This window comes from Puerhibacterium sp. TATVAM-FAB25, from assembly GCF_046535855.1.
GTDB classification, from domain to species: domain Bacteria; phylum Actinomycetota; class Actinomycetes; order Actinomycetales; family Cellulomonadaceae; genus Puerhibacterium; species Puerhibacterium variabilis_A.
Genome location: NZ_JAXUAK010000013.1, coordinates 59,996 through 76,841, shown reverse-complemented (window position 1 = coordinate 76,841; position 16,846 = coordinate 59,996). Strand labels below are relative to the sequence as shown.

17 protein-coding genes, 1 pseudogene and 1 riboswitch are annotated in these 16,846 nt (G+C 75.2%); of the genes and pseudogenes, 14 read left to right on the top strand and 4 right to left on the bottom strand.

Features of this window, described 5'->3' with window-relative positions; translation table 11 throughout:
- Positions 1-9: 9 nt before the first annotated feature.
- The 6 genes and pseudogenes from U5M74_RS12510 (at position 10) to U5M74_RS12485 (ending at position 4,235) form a co-directional block, all read left to right on the top strand.
- Entirely contained in the window at positions 10-384 is a 375-nt protein-coding gene (locus U5M74_RS12510) for a very short patch repair endonuclease (RefSeq protein ID WP_410909270.1), read from the top strand.
- A 116-nt stretch (positions 385-500) separates the two neighbouring features.
- Positions 501-617: riboswitch (SAM riboswitch) on the top strand.
- A gap of 61 nt (positions 618-678) precedes the next feature.
- Positions 679-984, top strand: a complete 306-nt coding sequence (locus tag U5M74_RS12505; protein WP_410909269.1) for a hypothetical protein — start codon at positions 679-681, stop codon at positions 982-984.
- An 81-nt stretch (positions 985-1,065) separates the two neighbouring features.
- Entirely contained in the window at positions 1,066-1,572 is a 507-nt protein-coding gene (locus tag U5M74_RS12500; RefSeq protein WP_410909268.1) for a heme-degrading domain-containing protein, read from the top strand.
- Positions 1,569-2,828 (top strand): alpha/beta fold hydrolase, encoded by a 1,260-nt coding sequence (locus U5M74_RS12495; RefSeq protein WP_410909267.1) that lies wholly within the window; start codon positions 1,569-1,571, stop codon positions 2,826-2,828. The genes U5M74_RS12500 and U5M74_RS12495 overlap by 4 nt, the downstream gene beginning before the upstream one ends.
- Before the next feature lie 82 nt (positions 2,829-2,910).
- Positions 2,911-3,372, top strand: coding sequence for a hypothetical protein (locus U5M74_RS12490; protein ID WP_410909266.1), 462 nt, complete (start codon positions 2,911-2,913; stop codon positions 3,370-3,372).
- A gap of 81 nt (positions 3,373-3,453) precedes the next feature.
- Positions 3,454-4,235, top strand: a pseudogene (locus U5M74_RS12485) (MerR family transcriptional regulator).
- A 45-nt stretch (positions 4,236-4,280) separates the two neighbouring features.
- Here the strand turns inward: U5M74_RS12485 and U5M74_RS12480 are convergent.
- The 3 genes from U5M74_RS12480 to U5M74_RS12470 are packed head-to-tail and all read right to left on the bottom strand — an operon-like array spanning position 4,281 to position 7,005.
- Positions 4,281-4,709: an ATP-binding protein gene (locus U5M74_RS12480; RefSeq protein WP_410909265.1), complete on the bottom strand. Its 429-nt coding sequence runs from the start codon at positions 4,707-4,709 to the stop codon at positions 4,281-4,283.
- The gene (locus U5M74_RS12475; RefSeq protein WP_410909264.1) at positions 4,699-5,034 is read right to left on the bottom strand and encodes an STAS domain-containing protein; all 336 of its coding nucleotides are present in this window, start codon (positions 5,032-5,034) and stop codon (positions 4,699-4,701) included. The genes U5M74_RS12480 and U5M74_RS12475 overlap by 11 nt, the downstream gene beginning before the upstream one ends.
- The gene (locus U5M74_RS12470; RefSeq protein WP_410909291.1) at positions 5,035-7,005 is read right to left on the bottom strand and encodes a glycosyltransferase family 2 protein; all 1,971 of its coding nucleotides are present in this window, start codon (positions 7,003-7,005) and stop codon (positions 5,035-5,037) included. It abuts the gene before it with no gap.
- A 162-nt stretch (positions 7,006-7,167) separates the two neighbouring features.
- On the opposite strand from U5M74_RS12470, the gene U5M74_RS12465 reads away from it, so the two are divergent.
- From U5M74_RS12465 to U5M74_RS12455, 3 genes are all read left to right on the top strand, one after another.
- Positions 7,168-9,201, top strand: a complete 2,034-nt coding sequence (locus U5M74_RS12465) for a SpoIIE family protein phosphatase (protein ID WP_410909263.1) — start codon at positions 7,168-7,170, stop codon at positions 9,199-9,201.
- Between the two features lies 1 nt (position 9,202).
- On the top strand, positions 9,203-10,423 hold the full coding sequence (locus tag U5M74_RS12460; RefSeq protein WP_410909262.1) for a glycoside hydrolase family 26 protein: 1,221 nt from the start codon (positions 9,203-9,205) through the stop codon (positions 10,421-10,423).
- Positions 10,424-10,519: 96 nt separating this feature from the next.
- Positions 10,520-11,533: a DUF1524 domain-containing protein gene (locus U5M74_RS12455; RefSeq protein WP_410909261.1), complete on the top strand. Its 1,014-nt coding sequence runs from the start codon at positions 10,520-10,522 to the stop codon at positions 11,531-11,533.
- A 13-nt stretch (positions 11,534-11,546) separates the two neighbouring features.
- Here the strand turns inward: U5M74_RS12455 and U5M74_RS12450 are convergent, their stop codons facing one another.
- The gene (locus U5M74_RS12450; RefSeq protein ID WP_410909260.1) at positions 11,547-12,248 is read right to left on the bottom strand and encodes a YqjF family protein; all 702 of its coding nucleotides are present in this window, start codon (positions 12,246-12,248) and stop codon (positions 11,547-11,549) included.
- Between the two features lie 136 nt (positions 12,249-12,384).
- Here U5M74_RS12450 and U5M74_RS12445 point away from each other — a divergent pair, with 136 nt between their 5' ends.
- From U5M74_RS12445 to U5M74_RS12425, 5 genes are all read left to right on the top strand, one after another.
- On the top strand, positions 12,385-12,519 hold the full coding sequence (locus tag U5M74_RS12445; RefSeq protein ID WP_290438896.1) for a hypothetical protein: 135 nt from the start codon (positions 12,385-12,387) through the stop codon (positions 12,517-12,519).
- A gap of 40 nt (positions 12,520-12,559) precedes the next feature.
- Positions 12,560-14,068 (top strand): amidohydrolase, encoded by a 1,509-nt coding sequence (locus U5M74_RS12440; protein WP_410909259.1) that lies wholly within the window; start codon positions 12,560-12,562, stop codon positions 14,066-14,068.
- A gap of 154 nt (positions 14,069-14,222) precedes the next feature.
- Positions 14,223-15,902 (top strand): sodium:solute symporter family protein, encoded by a 1,680-nt coding sequence (locus U5M74_RS12435; RefSeq protein ID WP_410909290.1) that lies wholly within the window; start codon positions 14,223-14,225, stop codon positions 15,900-15,902.
- A gap of 18 nt (positions 15,903-15,920) precedes the next feature.
- On the top strand, positions 15,921-16,265 hold the full coding sequence (locus tag U5M74_RS12430) for a hypothetical protein (protein ID WP_410909258.1): 345 nt from the start codon (positions 15,921-15,923) through the stop codon (positions 16,263-16,265).
- Positions 16,266-16,383: 118 nt separating this feature from the next.
- Positions 16,384-16,740: a TraR/DksA family transcriptional regulator gene (locus U5M74_RS12425; protein WP_410909257.1), complete on the top strand. Its 357-nt coding sequence runs from the start codon at positions 16,384-16,386 to the stop codon at positions 16,738-16,740.
- Positions 16,741-16,846 lie beyond the last annotated feature (106 nt).

Here is a 16,846-nt window from a genome sequence, read left to right as displayed (position 1 = left end):
TCGCGGCGGATGAGTACGGCTCGCCGCCGCGACACTGCGCCCGAGCTCGCGATACGCCGGCAGCTTCACGCCCGTGGGTTGCGATATCGCGTGGCCTACCCCGTCCCAGGGCAGCGACGCAGGACGATCGACATCGCTTTCACGCGAAAGAGGATCGCTGTCTTCGTCGACGGATGCTTCTGGCACGGATGCCCGGAGCACGGGACCAGACCTCGCGCCAACAGCGACTGGTGGACGAGGAAGCTGACGGCGAATCAGGTGCGCGATCGCGATACCGATCGGGTGCTGTCAGCCATGGGTTGGAAGGTGCTCCGCTTGTGGGAGCACGAGAGCCCTGCCGCCGCCGCTGAGAAGGTGGTCGCAGCAGTCGCCGCGGTCGGCTAGCTCTCGTCTCGCGCCTCCTGGGCCGCCTCCCCGATCCCAGCAGCCCTTCAGCGCTGCCTCGCCGCGCTTGAGCGTCCTTGCGTCACCGCCTTGACCTGCACTACCGTCCGCGTCCAGGTCACGAGCGATCAGCGATACGCCCTCCGCGTGCTGGTCCGGCAACCGCGCCCCTCGCGCACGGTGCCCCAGGAGGAAGACCGGCCCGCCGGCAACCGCCGCGGGAAGTGCGAGGCAGCTCTCGCCGGCGGCTCGTTCAAGCCTCGGCGACGGCTCCTCCTGACGTGGGAGGCACCCATGACGTCTCGTTCCGCCGAGCCGCACCCGGACGACGACCTGCTGCCCTGGTTGCACGTGAAACCGGAGCACCAGCACGGCTACCACCCGACGATGTTGCGCATGGAGGCGCGTCGTCGGGCGGGGCAGGGCCCGGGCGCGGTGGGCAGGTTGCGGCTGAGCTCCTGGCTGCGCGACCTGCGGGAGCTCAACGCCGTCGTCCTGTACGACCCGGACACTCCGGACGGGTTCCATCTCGTGCCGCGGCTCGCGCAGGACGGCCAGGGGATGGTGCGCCGACCCGGTCGCCCGCCCGCCACGGAGTGACCGGGCGAGTGGCCGGCGAGCGCGGACAGCGCGCCCGCCGGTCACCCGCCGAACGTCCGGCGCCCGTGCCACCCTGGACCCATGACGACCACCCGCGCGCACACCTCCGGTGACATCGACGAGACCGACATCGCGACGGCCATCGCCCAGGTCGAGGCCGAGGAGCGCGACCTGGTGCTGCCGCGGTTCACGCACGATGACGCCTGGCGCCTCGGCTGCCTGCTGTTCGAGCTCGCCGCCGAGCGCAACCACGCCGTGACGATCGACGTGCGCAAGGGCACCCAGCAGGTGTTCCACGCCGCGCGCGAGGGCACCACGCCCGACAACGACACCTGGGTCGAGCGCAAGGTCCGCACCGTCTACCGGTTCGGCACGTCGTCGTACCTCCAGGGCCTCAGGGCGCGCGCCAAGGGCCAGGACTTCAACCACAAGCACGGCCTGCCGTTCACCGAGTACGTGGCGCACGGCGGCGCGTTCCCGGTCCGGGTCGAGGGCGTGGGCATCGTCGGCGTCGTCACCGTCTCGGGGCTGGCGCAGCAGGACGACCACGCGCTCGTCGTCGAGGCGCTGCACGCCTTCAAGGGGTGACGACGGCGGTGGCGGACGCGGGCGAGGCCGGCGCGGCGGGCGTAGGCGCCGCGGCGGGCGACGTCGGGCCCGAGGAGCTGGGGCGCCTGCTCGCCCGCGTGCCGGAGGGCTGGACCCGGTTCCAGATCGCGGGGCGGCCCTGGGCGGTCAGCCGCGTGGCGCGCGGCGACGGCCGCACCGTGACGCTGGAGGCCGAGCAGCTCGGCGGCGCCGACAGCTTCGGCGCGAACGTGTGGTTGACGTCGTCGGGCCCGGTGCTGCGGCCGTGCGAGGTCCCGGCCGAGAAGGTTCTCGGCCTGCTGCGCGCGCTGCCCGCGCCCGCCGATGAGTTCGGCATCCACCCGCCGTCTTCCCTGCTGACCGCAGCGAACCGACGACGGAGGACGACGATGCCCGAGCCCACCACCCGCACCCTCGAGGTCCCCGGTGCGGTCCTGACCTACGACGTGCGCGAGCCGGCCGCGCCGAGCTCGGAGCGCACCCTGGTGCTCATCGGGTCGCCGATGGGCGCCGCCGGCTTCACCACCCTCGCCGGCCACTTCGACGACCGGCGGGTGGTCACCTACGACCCCCGCGGCGTCGAGCGCAGCACGCTGACCGGCGACGACCCGGTGACGCCGGACACGCGCGCGGACGACCTGCACCGGCTGGTGCAGGAGGTGGGCGGCGGCCCGGTCGACGTCTTCGCCTCGAGCGGCGGCGCCGTCGAGGCCCTGGCGTGGGTGGCAGCGCACCCCGACGACGTGGCGACGCTCGTGGCGCACGAGCCGCCGCTGCCCGCGGTGCTGCCCGACCGGGACCTGGCGGCCGCAGCCATGCGCCGCAACCACGAGATCTACATGGCCCAGGGGTTCGGTGCCGGCATGGCGCACTTCATCGCGATCGTGAGCCACGAGGGCGAGTACACCGACGAGGTGGTCGCGATGCCGGCGCCCGACCCGGCGATGTTCGGCATGCCCACCGAGGACGACGGCTCGCGGGACGAGCCGTTGATGGGCATCAACATGCGCACGTACCCGGACTGGGAGCCGGACCTCGAGGCGGTGCGCGCCGCGCCGACGGTCGTGGTGCCCGCGTACGGCGAGGAGTCGCGGAGCGTCATGACCGGCCGCGCCGCGATCGCCTTGGCCGAGCGGCTCGGGACCGAGCCGCTCGAGTTCCCCGGCGGCCACGACGGGTTCCTCGGCGGCGAGTACGGGCAGACCGGCCAGCCCGAGCCGTTCGCCAAGCGGCTGCGCGAGGTGCTGCAGGGCTGACGCGCGCAGGGCCCCGCGGGTGTCGCGAGCGCGCGGCGGCAACCACTGCACGTGCGACCGGCCCCGCTGGAAGACTGGGGCCGTGGGCGAGCAGAGCAGCGAGCAGACACGCCGGGACGACTGGGCGCAGCGACGCACCGAGGCGGCGCAGGTCAAGGCCGAGCGGCTGCGCGCGAAGCAGGACGCCGAGCACGCCCACGCCGCCGCGATGCTCGAGGCGTTCGTCGACGTCGCGCGGCGGGTGGGCCTCGAGCCGGAGCCGCTGCGCGTGCGCGGGTACGGCGGGCGCGGCGAGGCGCGCACGCCGCTGCGCGGCTGGTACCTGCGGGTCGACCGCACCGCCGCCGTCGGCACCGACGCCGAGTTCTACGTGCTCACGGCGCCGCTGTCCGTCGTCGACCGCCTGCGCGGCGTGCACCCGCGCCCGCAGCGGCCCCCGCTCGTGCTCGGCGCGGGCGGCAAGGACGGTGACTCCATCGAGCTCGGGCAGGCCCTCGACCGGGTGCTGCCGGGTTGGCGGTCCGTGCCCCCCGCCGGGCTCTGACCCGCGGCTCCGCCCCGAGCGACGGACGGCCGCCCGAACCCCCTTGCGGTTGACGCAGCGTCAACTCCTACGGTGGCCGGCATGGACTGGTCGATCCAGGAGGTCGCGCGCCTCGCCGGCGTCACGAGCCGCACCCTGCGGCACTACGACGCCGTCGGGCTGCTGCCGCCGAGCCGCGTCGCGGCCGGCGGCACCCGTCGCTACGACCGCACGGCGATCGTGCGGCTGCAGCGCATCCTGCTGCTGCGCGAGCTCGGGCTCGGGCTCGAGGCCGTGGGCCGCGTGCTCAGCGAGCAGGCCGACGAGGCCCGCGCCCTGCGCGACCACCTCGACGGGCTGCGCCGCGAGCGCGACCGGATCGACCGCCAGATCAGGTCCGTGCGCCGCACCCTCGTGGCGCTGGAGACCGGCCCGGGCACCGGGGACGACGACAGGGAGACGATCATGGCCGCCGACATGCTGGACGGGTTCGACCACACCGAGCACCGGGAGGAGGTCGAGCAGCGCTGGGGCCGCGACGCGTACGCCCGCGGCGACGCGTGGTGGCGCGGGCTCGGTGCCGAGCAGCAGCAGGAGTTCCTGCGCGAGGTGGGCGAGCTCAACGCCGACTGGCAGGCGCCTGGCGGGACGGCGCGGACCCCGCGGGGGAGCGGGCGCAGGCGCTCGCCGGGCGGCACGCGGCCTGGCTGGCCGGCATCCCCGGCACGCCGGGGCACGCCGAGGGGCGTCCGCCGGCCGAGTACGTGCTCGGCCTGGCGGAGATGTACGTCGCCGACGAGCGGTTCGCGGCCAGCTACGGCGGCCCCGAGGGCGCCGCCTTCGTGCGCGACGCCCTCACCGCCTGGGTCGAGGCGCACCGCTGAGCGGCACCCCCCGAGCGGCACGCCGCTCAGCAGCACGCGTCCGGTTCAGCCCTGCAGGACGTAGCCCCGCACGAGCCGCCACACGTTCCGGTCGCCCGTGCGCTCGAACGTGAACCGGTCCACCGTCCGCTGGATCAGCGCCAGCCCGCGGCCGCTCGTCGACGTGTCGGCGGGCAGGGCGCGGTCGAGGTCGACGGGCGTGGCCGCGCCGTCGTCCGTCACCTCGGCCTGCACGCCGCCGCCGCCGGCGGTGAGGTCGACCTCGACGTGGACGCCCTCGGCGACCGGGACCGCGTGCTGCACGACGTTCGCGACGACCTCGACGAGGGCGATCTCGAAGAGCATGCGGTCGGTGTCGGGCACGTCGGGCGCCGCCGCCCACAGCTGCGCCACGCTCTCGTGGACCGCGTCGAGGAGCTCGCCGTCGGCCGGCCCCTCGAGGCGCACGGTGACGGGCTCGGTCTCAGCCGGCACGGAGGGCCTCCTCGACGCTGGTGCGGGGCTGGAGCACACGGTCCATCGTCGTGAGCTCCAGGACGGTGACCACCTGCGGGGTCGGCCGCGCGATGCGCAGGTCGCCGCCCGCGGTCCGCGTGGCGCGCAGGCCGCCCACCAGGGCCCCGAGCCCCGAGGAGTCCATGAAGGTGGTCTCCGCGAGGTCCACGACCACCATCGGGCGGCCGCGCGAGACCGACCGGTCCACCAGCGCCTTGAGCTCGCCGGCCGACGTCATGGTGAGACGCCCCTGCGGCGCGATGACGGTGGCCCCGTCCTCGACGTCCTCGACCCGGAACTCCATCTAGCTCTCCTCTCCTGCGCCCTGGTACCCGCGGTACCGCAGGGCGCTGATGATCACGCTCAGCACGACCAGGTCGTAGGCGACCCACAGCAGGTTGACGGTGGTGCCCACCCACGGCGCCAGCCCCATCCCGGCGCGGACGATGCCGACCACCGCGGCCACCACGAGCAGCGCCATCGCGACCAGCTGCGGCCGCACGAGGCGCCAGGCGCCGCGGTTGCTGCCGCGGACCTTGGGGGTCACGGCGAAGCCCAGCGGGCGGCCGAACCACACGTTCGCCGCGGCGGTGACGGTGGCGCGGATCCACACCGGGAACAGCGCCAGGCTGTACTGCTGGCCGCGCCACGTGCGCACGCCGTGCGCCGCGACGAGGAACAGCAGCTGGCTCGCGATCTGGAAGGGGATGAAGCGGGCGAAGAAGTCGACCGACCACGCGGTGACCGGCAGCACGCCGAAGCACAGGAAGATGATCGGCGCGGCGAGGTACACGACGGCGGTGAAGCCGGACAGGTAGGACCACATCGTCGCGAAGTACATGAGCCGCTGGCCGCCGGTCAGGCCCCGCAGCCGCAGCGGGTTCTGCTTGAGCAGCACCTGCAGGGTGCCCTGGGCCCACCGCAGCCGCTGCGTGATCATCGTGCTCAGGTCCTCCGGCGCGAGGCCGAGGGCGAGCCGCTCGTGGTGGTACACCGACCGCCAGCCCTGCGCGTGCAGGTGCATGGCCGTGGCCATGTCCTCCGTCACCGAGATCGTCGCCAGCGGCATGATTGCCTGGGCCTCCGCGGAGCGGTCGACGTCGACAGCCCTGATCAGCGCCTGGACGGACTCGATCGCCCCGAGCGGCGTCCAGTCGCGCTCGGCGAGGCGGGCGAGCGCCTGCTCGTCGACGACGACGGCGTCCAGCTCGCTGTCGCGCTGCACCGGCAGCGCGGCGATGGCCCGCAGGTCCTCGGCCATCTGCGCGGCGTCCGCCGTGACCAGCGCGGCGGACGCGGCGTCGACCTGCCGCTGGAAGCCGTACGTGACCTCGGCGACCGGCTCCCCGGCGCGCATCCGCGCCAGCGCGTCGCGCGCCCCGTTCTCGAGGGTCTCCAGGGCCTGCGCCTGCGCCGGGTCGGTGGCGCGGCGCCGGGCCTTGGCGAGCATCCGGCGGGCGGCGGTGAGCGCCTCGCGGACCGAGGTCTCGGTCTCGCGCACGTACCCGACGATGCCCAGGCGCATGAGCGCCTCGCGCCGCAGCACGGCGTTGGACCCGCAGAAGAACGCGGCGTTCCAGCCGTCCTTGCCCTGCTGGATGGGGCCGTAGAACAGCGGCGCCTGGCTGCCGAGCGGGTCGGCGTCGGGCACGTTGGTGAAGTACTGCGGGGTCTGCACGAGGGCGACCTCGGGGTCGCGGAAGTACCCGAGCGTCCGGTCCAGGATGCTCGGGTCGGGCACCTGGTCGGCGTCCAGGATGAGCAGGAACTCCCCGTCGGTCTGGAACAGCGCGTTGTTGAGGTTGCCGGCCTTCGCGTGCCGCGGCCGGTCCTGCCAGTCCGCGGACCGCACGATGTAGCCGATCCCGGCCGCGCGGGCGGCCTGCTCCAGCTCCGGCCGCGCGCCGTCGTCCAGCACCCAGGTGCGGTGCGGGAAGCGGATCGCGCGGGCGGCCACGGCGGTGTGCATCACCAGGTCGATCGGCTCGTTATACGTCGTGACGAACACGTCGACCGTGGCGTCCTCGGCCGGCGCCGGCGGCTCCGGCCGCCGCCGCGCGCGCCACATGGTGATGGCGAAGAGACCGACGTCGATGAAGCTGTACGTCTCGGCGATCACCAGCGGCACGGCGATCCACCAGGCGCTCCAGTTCACCGACTCGAGCCAGCGCCACACGACGTAGTTGACGCCGAGCACCATGGTCAGCAGCGCGACGATCCGCAGCAGCAGGAGCCGGACGTCACGTGGTTCGGCGGCTGCTGCGCGCCGGTGCATGCCCCCCATGCCGTGAAGGTAGCGGCCGTGCCGCTGACCTGCCACAAGACGCCCCCTTCGCGCTGTGCCGTGCGCCCGCAGCCCCTAGGCTGCCGGTGCGGACGAGGAGCGGGGGACGTGGTGGCAGGGGGTGCAGGGCGGCGGACGCCGTCGCGCGGCGGGGTGCCGACCAGGGGAGACCTGGGGCTCCTGGCCGCCTTCGCGGCCGCGTACGTGGTGGCCGCGGTCCTGGGCCGGCTCACGGTCCTTCCCGACTCGAACGTGAGCCTCGTGTGGCCCGCCGCCGGCGTGGGGGTGCTCTGGCTGCTGGCCCGCGCCCGGCGGCCCTGGCCCTGGCTCGACGTCGTGGTGCTCTTCGGCGCCACGGCCGCCGTGGTGGCCGCCACCGGCGCGAGCCCGGAGCGCGCCGCGGTGGGCGCGCTGGCGACCGTGGTCGAGACCGTGGTCACCTGCGCCGTGATGGCCCGCGGCTGCCGCCGGGTCTGGGCGGGCCGCGGGACGCGGGCCCTGCCTCACGCCGAGCTCGGGTGGTTCCTCGCCGCCGTGGCGGCCGGCGCGCTGGCCTCCGCGCCTCTCACCGGCCTCGCCGTCTGGCTGGACTCGGGCACCTGGTCGTGGGAGGTGCTGCTGCTGTGGTGCGCCCGCAACGGCGGCGCCGTGGTGGTGGTCGGCACGGTGGGCCTCGTGCTCGGTGCCTGGTTGCGCCGGGCCCGGACCGGCCTGCCGACCCCGGGCCAGGTCCGCCGGGCGCGGCCGGCCGAGTGGGCGGTGGTCCTGGTGCTGACACCCGTGGTCTACGTCGCCTGGTTCATCGCCCTGGGCGAGATCGTGCTCGTGTTCCCGCTCATCGCGCTGTCGGTCTGGGCGGGGGTGCGGCTGCCGTCGCCGGTGGTCACCGTGCACAACACGGTGGTCGCCTCCGCCGTCGTGGCGCTCACCGCCCACGGCGTCGGCCCCTTCGTGGGCATGCCCTCCCCGACGTCGCAGGTCGCGGTGGCGCAGCTCTACGTGGGGCTCGCCTGCGTGCTCGCCCTCTCGCTGGCCCTGGCCACCGACGACCGCGACCGGCTGCTGCGCGACCTGTCGGCGACGCGCGACGCCGCGCAGGCGCAGGCGGCGCTGCTGACCACGATCGTCGACACGATGGCGGAGGGCGTGCGCGTCGTGGACGCGGCCGGCCGGCTGGTCGTGCGGAACCCGGCGGCCACGCGGCTGCTGCTCGGCGGGACCGCGGCCGGGCCCGCCGCCGACGGCGAGGACCTCGCGGGGCTGCGCCGCCTCGACGGCTCGCCGCTGCCGCCCGAGGAGCTCCCGTTCCGCCGGGCGCTCGCCGGCGAGGAGGTCACCGAGACGGACCTGCTGGTGCGCCCGCCCGCGGCCTCCACGTCCCGCATCGTCACCTTCACCACCGCCCGCCTGCCCGCGGCCAGCGGCGGCGGCGTGGTGACGGTGATGCGCGACGTCACCTCCGAGCGCCAGGAGCTCCGCCGGGCGGCGGCGATGCAGGCGAGCCTGCTGCCTGCCCGCGCGCCGGAGGTGCCGGGCTACGAGCTGGCGGCCCGCTTCGTGCCCGCCCGGTCCGTCGGCGGTGACTTCTACGACTGGCAGGCGGACGGCGGCGGGCTCGTGGTCACGCTCGCCGACGTCATGGGCAAGGGCCCCGCGGCCGCGATCCTCGCGGCGTCGACCCGAGCCACCCTGCAGGCCCACGCGCGCGGCGCCGACGTGGCCGGCACCCTGGCCGGCACCGAGGACGCGATGGCGGACGACCTGGTCAACGCCGCCGCGTTCGTCACCGCCTTCCGCGCCCACCTCGACCCGGCGAGCGGGCTCGTGACCTACGGCGACGCCGGCCACGGGCTGAGCTTCCTCCTGCGCGCGGACGGAACGGCCGAGCGCCTGCTCGCCCTCGGCCCGCCGCTCGGCGTCGGCTTCGGGTCGGCGCGCGAGGCCGCGACCGTGCACGTCGGCCCCGGCGACGTGCTGCTGATCTTCTCCGACGGCGTCCTGGACGCCGCCGGCGGCTCGGTGGACAGCCTCCGGCGGTTCGAGCCCGCGCTGCGTGGCGCGGGCTCGGCGCGCGAGGCGGCCGACGCCGTCGTCGCGCTGGCCGCGGCCGCGGGGCCCCAGGAGGACGACCTCACCGTGATCGCGCTGCGGCGTGAGCCGGACCCGACGCACCCGACGAAGGAGTGACGTGCCCCGCCCCGCCATCTCGACCCGCCGTCCCGGCCGGAACCTGACCGCACTCGCCGCGAGCCTCGCCCTCGGCGGGCTCGCCGTGGCGGGGTGCGGCGCCGCGGACGACGTGGGGCAGGCGCCGGCCTCGTCGTCGGCCTCGCCCACCCCCTGCCCCGCGATCCCGCCGGACGCCGCGCTGCCCGCGGGGCAGGTCACGTTCGGCGTCAACCCCGACTGGGGCTCCGAGACGCTCGAGCAGTTCACCGACGCGACGCAGCTGGTCCCGGGGGCGGCCGTGTCCTTCGTCGGGATGCCTCTGACCGCCACGGACGCGCAGAACGTCACGGCCGCCGCCGAGCAGGTCGGGGCCACCGGCGGCGTGCTGATGCTGACCCTCGAGCCGCACGACGGGCTGGCGGCGGTCACGGACGGGTCGATCGCCGACCTCACCGAGCTGCTCGCCGAGATCAACGCCACGGGGGTGCCGGTGCTGGTCCGCTTCGCGCACGAGATGAACGGCTCCTGGTACGCCTGGGGACAGCAGCCCGAGGCCTACGTCGCGACGTTCCGGCGGGTCGCCGCCGCCGTCCATGACGGGGCCCCGGCGTCCCAGATGCTCTGGGCGCCGAACTACGGCGGCGGGTACCCGTTCGCGGGCGGCCGGCACGCCGCCGAGGTCGGCACCGCCGACGGCGACCGCCTGGACGTCGACGGCGACGGCGAGCTGACCCAGGCGGACGACCCGTACGCCCCGTACTACCCGGGCGACGACGCGGTGGACTGGGTGGGCATGTCGCTCTACCACTGGGGCAGCACGTACCCCTGGGGCGAGGACGAGGTCCCCGAGGAGGGCAAGTTCGCGGCGCAGCTCACCGGGACCTACGACGGGCTCGGCGGCGACGACCGCAACCTCCCGGACTTCTACGCGACGTACACCGACGAGCACGGCAAGCCGCTCGCCATCCCGGAGACCGCCGCGTTCGTCACCGCGGACGCCGACCCGGACCTCGCGCTCGAGATCAAGCGGACCTGGTGGCGCCAGGTCTTCTCGGACGACGTCCACGTGCGCTTCCCGGACCTGCGGCTGGTCAACTGGTTCGACTGGGACAAGCACGAGGTGGAGGTGGACGCGCAGGTGCGCTGGTCCCTCAGCGGGGACCCCGCCGTGGCGGAGGCCTTCCGGGCGGACCTTCCCTCGTGGGTCCGCACCGGCCCGGGAGCCGGCGACTGCTCCTGAGCGGCGTGCGGCACGTCACCCGGCCGGCGGTGCCGGGGCGGGCGCACGGCGCGAGAGAGTAGGGGGTCGCGCCCGCCGCCCGCCCGAGAGGACCCCGTGACCGCGTCCCGCACCACCCGCTCCACCCGATCCGCCACCACCTCGGCCGCCCGCCGCCCCGTCGCCCGCCTGCTGGGCGCCGGCGTCGCCGCGCTCCTCGCGCTGGGCGGGTGCGCCGTCGAGACCTCGGCGGGTTCCCCTGCCGACGTGTCGCCGCAGGTCGGCGGCACGGCGACGCCGAGCGCGCCGTCATCGTCGCCCGACGCGTCCGCCGGCGCGTCCGCCGGGACGACGACGCCCGACGCAGGCCCGGCGCTCGCGGCCGCCCGGGAGCTCACCGTCAAGGGCCGCGCGCCGAAGACCGGCTACGACCGCGCCAACTTCGGGGCCGCGTGGGCCGACGTCGACCACAACGGCTGCGACCAGCGCAACGACGTCCTGCGCCGCGACCTCGTGGACGTCACCGCGAAGGCCGGCACGCAGGACTGCGTCATCCTCACGGGCACGTTCCACGACCCGTACTCCGGCGAGACGATCGCGTTCGAGCGCGGGCAGGACACCAGCGCGATGGTGCAGATCGACCACGTCGTCGCGCTGTCGGACGCCTGGCAGAAGGGCGCCCAGCAGTGGGACGCCGCCACGCGGCAGTCGTTCGCCAACGACCCCCTCAACCTCATGGCGTCCAAGGGGTCGGTCAACCAGTCGAAGGGCGACGGCGACACCGCGACCTGGCTGCCGCCGAACCGCTCCTTCCGCTGCGAGTACGTGGCGCGGCAGGTGGCCGTGAAGCAGCTGTACGGGCTGTGGGTCACCCAGGCGGAGCAGGACGCGATGGTCGCCGTGCTGTCCGGCTGCCCGGACGAGCCGCTGCCGGCCGGCGGCCTGCGCGGCGCCGCGAGCGCCGCACCGTCGTCCGCGGCACCGTCGCCCGCGGCCCCCGCCGAGGAGCCCGCCGTCTCCTACGCCGGGTGCTCCGAGGCGCGCGCCGCCGGCGCCGCCCCGTTGCACCGCGGCGAGCCGGGCTACCGCGAGGCGATGGACGGCGACGGCGACGGCGTCGCCTGCGAGTGACGGCGGCCGGCGCTCAGAGCGCCACCCGCCCCGGCGCCGCCGGGCGCGGGGCGCCCACCCGGACGTCCACGCCGGGCGACCAGTGCGCCAGCGGGCGCTCGTCCCGCGGGTCGGGCAGGCCGGCGCGGCGCAGCGCGTCCGTGCGCAGCCGCAGCACCCGGGCCTCGTGCAGCGGCCACGGCGGGTGCTCCACCGGCACTCGCCAGGTGGCGCCGACGTGGCGGGTGAAGGCCGAGAACCGGGCGGTCAGCGCGGTCAGCAGCGGGTCCGGCGCGGCGGGCGTCCCGGCCTCCACCGCGACCCGCGTGCCGGTCATCGCCCAGGTCGTCACGCCGGCCCGCGTGCCGGCCCTGCCCGGCACGTACGCGTAGGGCAGGCCCAGCCCGGCCCGCAGCGCGGCCACCACGAGCCGCCGCGCGCAGTGGACCCGCAGGAACACCAGCCCGTCGTGCTCGCCGTCCGTGACGTACGTGCGCACGTTGACCTCGGCGAACGTCGCCCAGCCCGGCGCCGGCAGTCCGGGGACGCGCAGGTGCAGGACGAGCGGGACCAGCCCCACCCACGCGGACCCGTCGACCACCTGCAGCCGCACCCCGGGCGGCAGCAGCGGGCGGAGCTCGTCAGGGCGGTAGCGCCAGTGCACGAACGCCACGCGGTCCCAGCGCTGCAGGCTCAGCGCCGGCCGCACGCGCTCGTCCGGGAGCCCACCGGCCATGCCGCCAGGGTGGGTCGGGCCCGGGACGCTCGCCCGCCGGGCGGAACCGGGTGTCCACCCAGGGTCGGACACGCCGCCGGGGAGATCCGCCCGGGCGGCGACGCGGCGCCCGGGCGGGCGTCCGTAGCGTCGAGCCATGACCTCGACGACCGCCGACCTGCCGCTGTCCACCACCGTGCGCCCGCGCACCGAGTCGCGCGCCTTCGCCGTCCTCGCCGCGGCGGCGGCGCTCGCCGTCGGGCTGTCCGCGCTCGGCGGCCTGCTGGTCTGAGCACGCCCGGTCCGAGGACCTCCGCGGGCGCGGCTACGGTGTGCCGGTGACCGCCTCGCTCCTGCTGACCGGCGCCCGCGTGCTCGGGCGCGACGGCCTCGTCGACGTGCGCGTCGACGACGGCGCCGTGAGCGCCGTCGTCCCCGCCGGCACCGCGGCCACCGGGCCCGACGTCGGCGCGCCGGAGCGGGTCGCGCTGGACGGGCGCACGCTCGTCCCCGGCCTGTGGGACCAGCACACGCACCTGACGCAGTGGGCCCTGGTGCGCCGGCGCCTGGACGTGTCCGCGGCGTCGTCGCCGCAGCACGCCGCCGCGCTCGTGCGTGCGGGGCTGGCCGACCCGGCCACCGCGCCCGCGCCGGGCCGGCCGCTGGTCGGGTTCGGCTTCCGGTGGGCCGCCTGGGCGCAGGAGCCGAGGGCGGACGTGCTCGACGCCGTCGCCGGCGAGGTGCCGGTGGTGCTCGTCTCCGGCGACCTGCACTCGGCGTGGGCCAGCAGCGCGGGCCTGCGGTTCCTCGGCGTCGAGCACCCCACCGGGCTGCTGCGCGAGGAGGAGTGGATGCCCGCCAGCCCGCGGCTGGTGGCCGTGCCCGACGACGTCACCGACGCGCTCGTGGCCGACGCCGCCCGGGCCGCCGCGGCGCGCGGCGTCGTCGGCGTCGTCGACCTGGAGCTCGCCGACAACCTCGCCGTCTGGCGCCGCCGCCTGGCCGCCGGCTGGGACGGGCTGCGGGTGCGCGCGGGCGTGTGGGAGCAGCACCTCGACGCGGTGCTCGCCGAGGGGCTGCGCACCGGGGACCCGCTCGCCGGGGACACCCGGCACGGCGCGCTGGTCACCCAGGGGCCGTTCAAGGTCATCAGCGACGGCTCGCTCAACACCCGCACGGCCTGCTGCTTCGAGCCGTACGCCGGCTCCACCGGCCCGGACGCGCACGGCGTGCTCAACGTGGCGCCCGAGCACCTGGTGCCGGTCATGGCGCGCGCCCACGCCGCCGGGCTGCGCTGCGCGATCCACGCCATCGGCGACCGCGCGAACACCCTGGCCCTCGACGCGTTCGCGGCCACCGGCGCGCGCGGCTCGGTGGAGCACGCCCAGCTGCTGCGGTGGCAGGACGTCGAGCGGTTCGCCGCGCTCGGTGTCGTCGCCAGCGTGCAGCCGGAGCACGCCATGGACGACCGCGACGTCGCCGACCGGCTGTGGGCCGGGCGCACCGACCGCAACATGCCGCTCGCGACGATGCTCGCCGCGGGCGTGCGGATCGTGCTCGGCTCGGACGCGCCAGTGGCGCCGCTCGACCCGTGGCAGGCGGTCGCGGCGGCGGTGACGCGCTCGCGCGACGGGCGCGCGCCGTGGCACCCCGAGCAGCGCATCGGCGTCGTGCCGGCGCTCGAGGCGTCCGTCGACGGCGCCCCCCTGGCGCTCGCGGCCGGCATGCCTGCCGACCTCGCCGTGCTCGACGCCGACCCGCTGGACGCCGCCACCGACCTGCGCGCGATGCCCGTGGCGGGCACCCTCCTCGCCGGCCGCTGGACCCACCGGACGCTCTGACCGGAGCCTGCCCACCCCGCGGCAGGCGCCCGCGCGCGGCCTCTGAGGGGCAGGTCCACCATGGAGAGGTGGGCCGCAGGGACCCGCGCCGCTCGTGAGCCGATGACGCCGTCGCCGCAGCGCAGCCACCGGTGTCGTCGACCGGGAAGGAAGGCTGCTCGTGGACACGATCATCGACGTGGCCTGGTACGACTACGTCCCCCTGGTCATCTACTTCACGCTCGTGCTCGGCATCGGCTTCCTCGGTCGCCGGCACGTCTCGAACGCCATCGACTTCCTGCTGTCGGGGCGCTCCCTGCCGGCCTGGATCACCGGCCTGGCGTTCGTCTCCGCCAACCTGGGCGCCGTCGAGATCATGGGCATGTCGGCGAACGGCGCCCAGTACGGCATCCCGACCGTGCACTACTTCTGGGTCGGCGCCATCCCCGCCATGCTGTTCCTCGGCCTGGTGATGATGCCGTTCTACTACGGCTCCCGGGTGCGGTCGGTCCCGGAGTTCATGCTCAAGCGGTTCGGGAAGGCGGCGCACCTCGTCAACGCCATCTCCTTCGCCCTCGCCCAGCTGCTCATCGCGGGCGTGAACCTGTACCTGCTGGGCACCATCGTCAACGCGATGCTCGGCTGGCCGATGTGGGTCACGCTCATCATCGCCGCGGCGATCGTGCTGTCCTACATCACGCTCGGCGGGCTGTCCGCAGCCATCTACAACGAGGTGCTGCAGTTCTTCGTCATCGTCGCCGCGCTGCTCCCGCTGCTGCTGATCGGCCTCAACCGCGTGGGCGGCTGGGACGGCTTCGTCGAGCGCGTGTCTGCCTCCGCGGGCGGCGGCGCCGAGCAGCTGTCCTCCTGGCCGGGCTCGAACCTGTCGGGCATCGAGAACCCGGTGCTGTCGATCATCGGCTTCGTGTTCGGCCTCGGCTTCGTGCTGTCCTTCGGCTACTGGACCACCAACTTCGTCGAGGTCCAGCGAGCGATGGCGTCGAACTCGATCCGCGCCTCCCGGATGACGCCGATCATCGGCACGTTCCCCAAGATGTTCGTGCCGTTCATCGTCATCATCCCGGGCCTCATCTCGGCCGTCCTCGTCCCGGAGATGATCCAGTACAAGGAGGCGGGAGGCCCGTCCGGCGGCGAGGTGACATGGAACCAGGCGCTGATCTACCTGATGCGCGACGTCATGCCCAACGGTCTGCTGGGCCTGGCCATCACGGGCCTGCTGGCGGCGTTCATGGCCGGCATGGCGGCGAACGTCTCCGCCTTCAACACCGTGTTCACCTACGACATCTGGCAGCGGTACGTCCAGCAGGACAAGCCCGACCGCTACTACCTGCAGCTGGGGCGCATCGCCACGGTCATCGCGACCATCGTGGCGATCTTCACCGCGCTGATCGCCGGCGGGTTCTCCAATCTCATGGACTACCTGCAGACGCTCTTCAGCTTCTTCAACGCTCCGCTGTTCGCCACGTTCATCCTCGGCATGTTCTGGAAGCGGATGACGGCGGCGGCCGGCTGGTCCGGCCTGGTCTTCGGCACGCTGTCCGCCGTCGTGGTGTTCATCCTCGGCCGGATGGAAGTGCTCGACCTGTCCAACCAGGGGCTCTCCTTCGTCGCAGCGTCCACGGCGTTCGTGGTCGACATCGTCGTGTCCGTGGTGGTCACGCAGTTCACCGCGCCCAAGCCGGAGAAGGATCTCGTCGGCTTCGTGTACTCGCTGACCCCGAAGGAGCGCCGCACCGACCCGGAGGCCTCGCGGCACCCGTGGTACCAGCGCCCGGTGCCGATGGCCGGCGTGTCCCTCGCCCTCGTCATCGGCCTCAACCTGCTGTTCGGCTGACCTCGGAAGGAGACGACCATGGCATCCGTCGGCCCGACGTCAGCACGACGCACCGTGGGCGCGTTCGACGTGCGGTACTTCATCGCCGTGGCCCTCGGCCTCATCGGCATATTCCTCCTCATCGTCGCGGCGGTGGCCGACCCGGAGCTGGACAAGACCGGCGGCATCCACGCGAACCTGTGGACGGGCATCGCCCTTGTCGCCGCGGCGATCGTGTTCGCGGTGTGGGCCCGACTGCGGCCCATGTACGTCGACGCCTCCGCGCCCGCGGAGGCCCCGCCGCAGACCGTCGGCGCCCCCGAGCCGGAGCTCTACGCGCGCGACGACGACACGCCGGGCGGCCGCGCCGGCCCCGGGCGCTGAGGCACGCCGGCGCTGGGGCACGCCGGCGCACCACGTCCGTCGTCGGCGCCGCCCGCCGCGGGCGCGGTGCTGCGCGCGTGGCCGCGCCCGCCGGGCGTCGGCCGGGCACGATGGGCCCGTGACGGACGACGGCGTGGACCTGCCCCGGGCGCGCGAGCGGCTGCACGCCCGGCTCGCCGACGTCGAGCGGCTGCTGGCCGGGCAGTCCGCGCTCGCGGCGGAGATCGCCGAGTCCGGGCGGGACGCGAACGCCGACGACGAGCACGACCCCGAGGGCTCGACCCTGGCGTGGGAGCGGCAGCAGGCGGCGGCCCTAGCCACGGGCGCGGCGGCCGAGCGCGAGCGGCTGCTCGCCGCGCTGGCCCGGGTGGACGCCGGCACCTACGGCCGCTGCGAGGTGTGCGGCCGCCCGATCCCGCCGGGGCGGCTCGAGGCGCGCCCGGCGGCCACCCGCTGCGTCGAGCACGCGCGCTGACGCGCCGGCCGGCGGGCGCCGCGAGCCCCGGTGGACGAGCGCCGAGACCTGACTTGTGGCCGCCTCCGAGGTGTCGGAGGCGGCCACAAGTCAGGTCTCGGCGAGG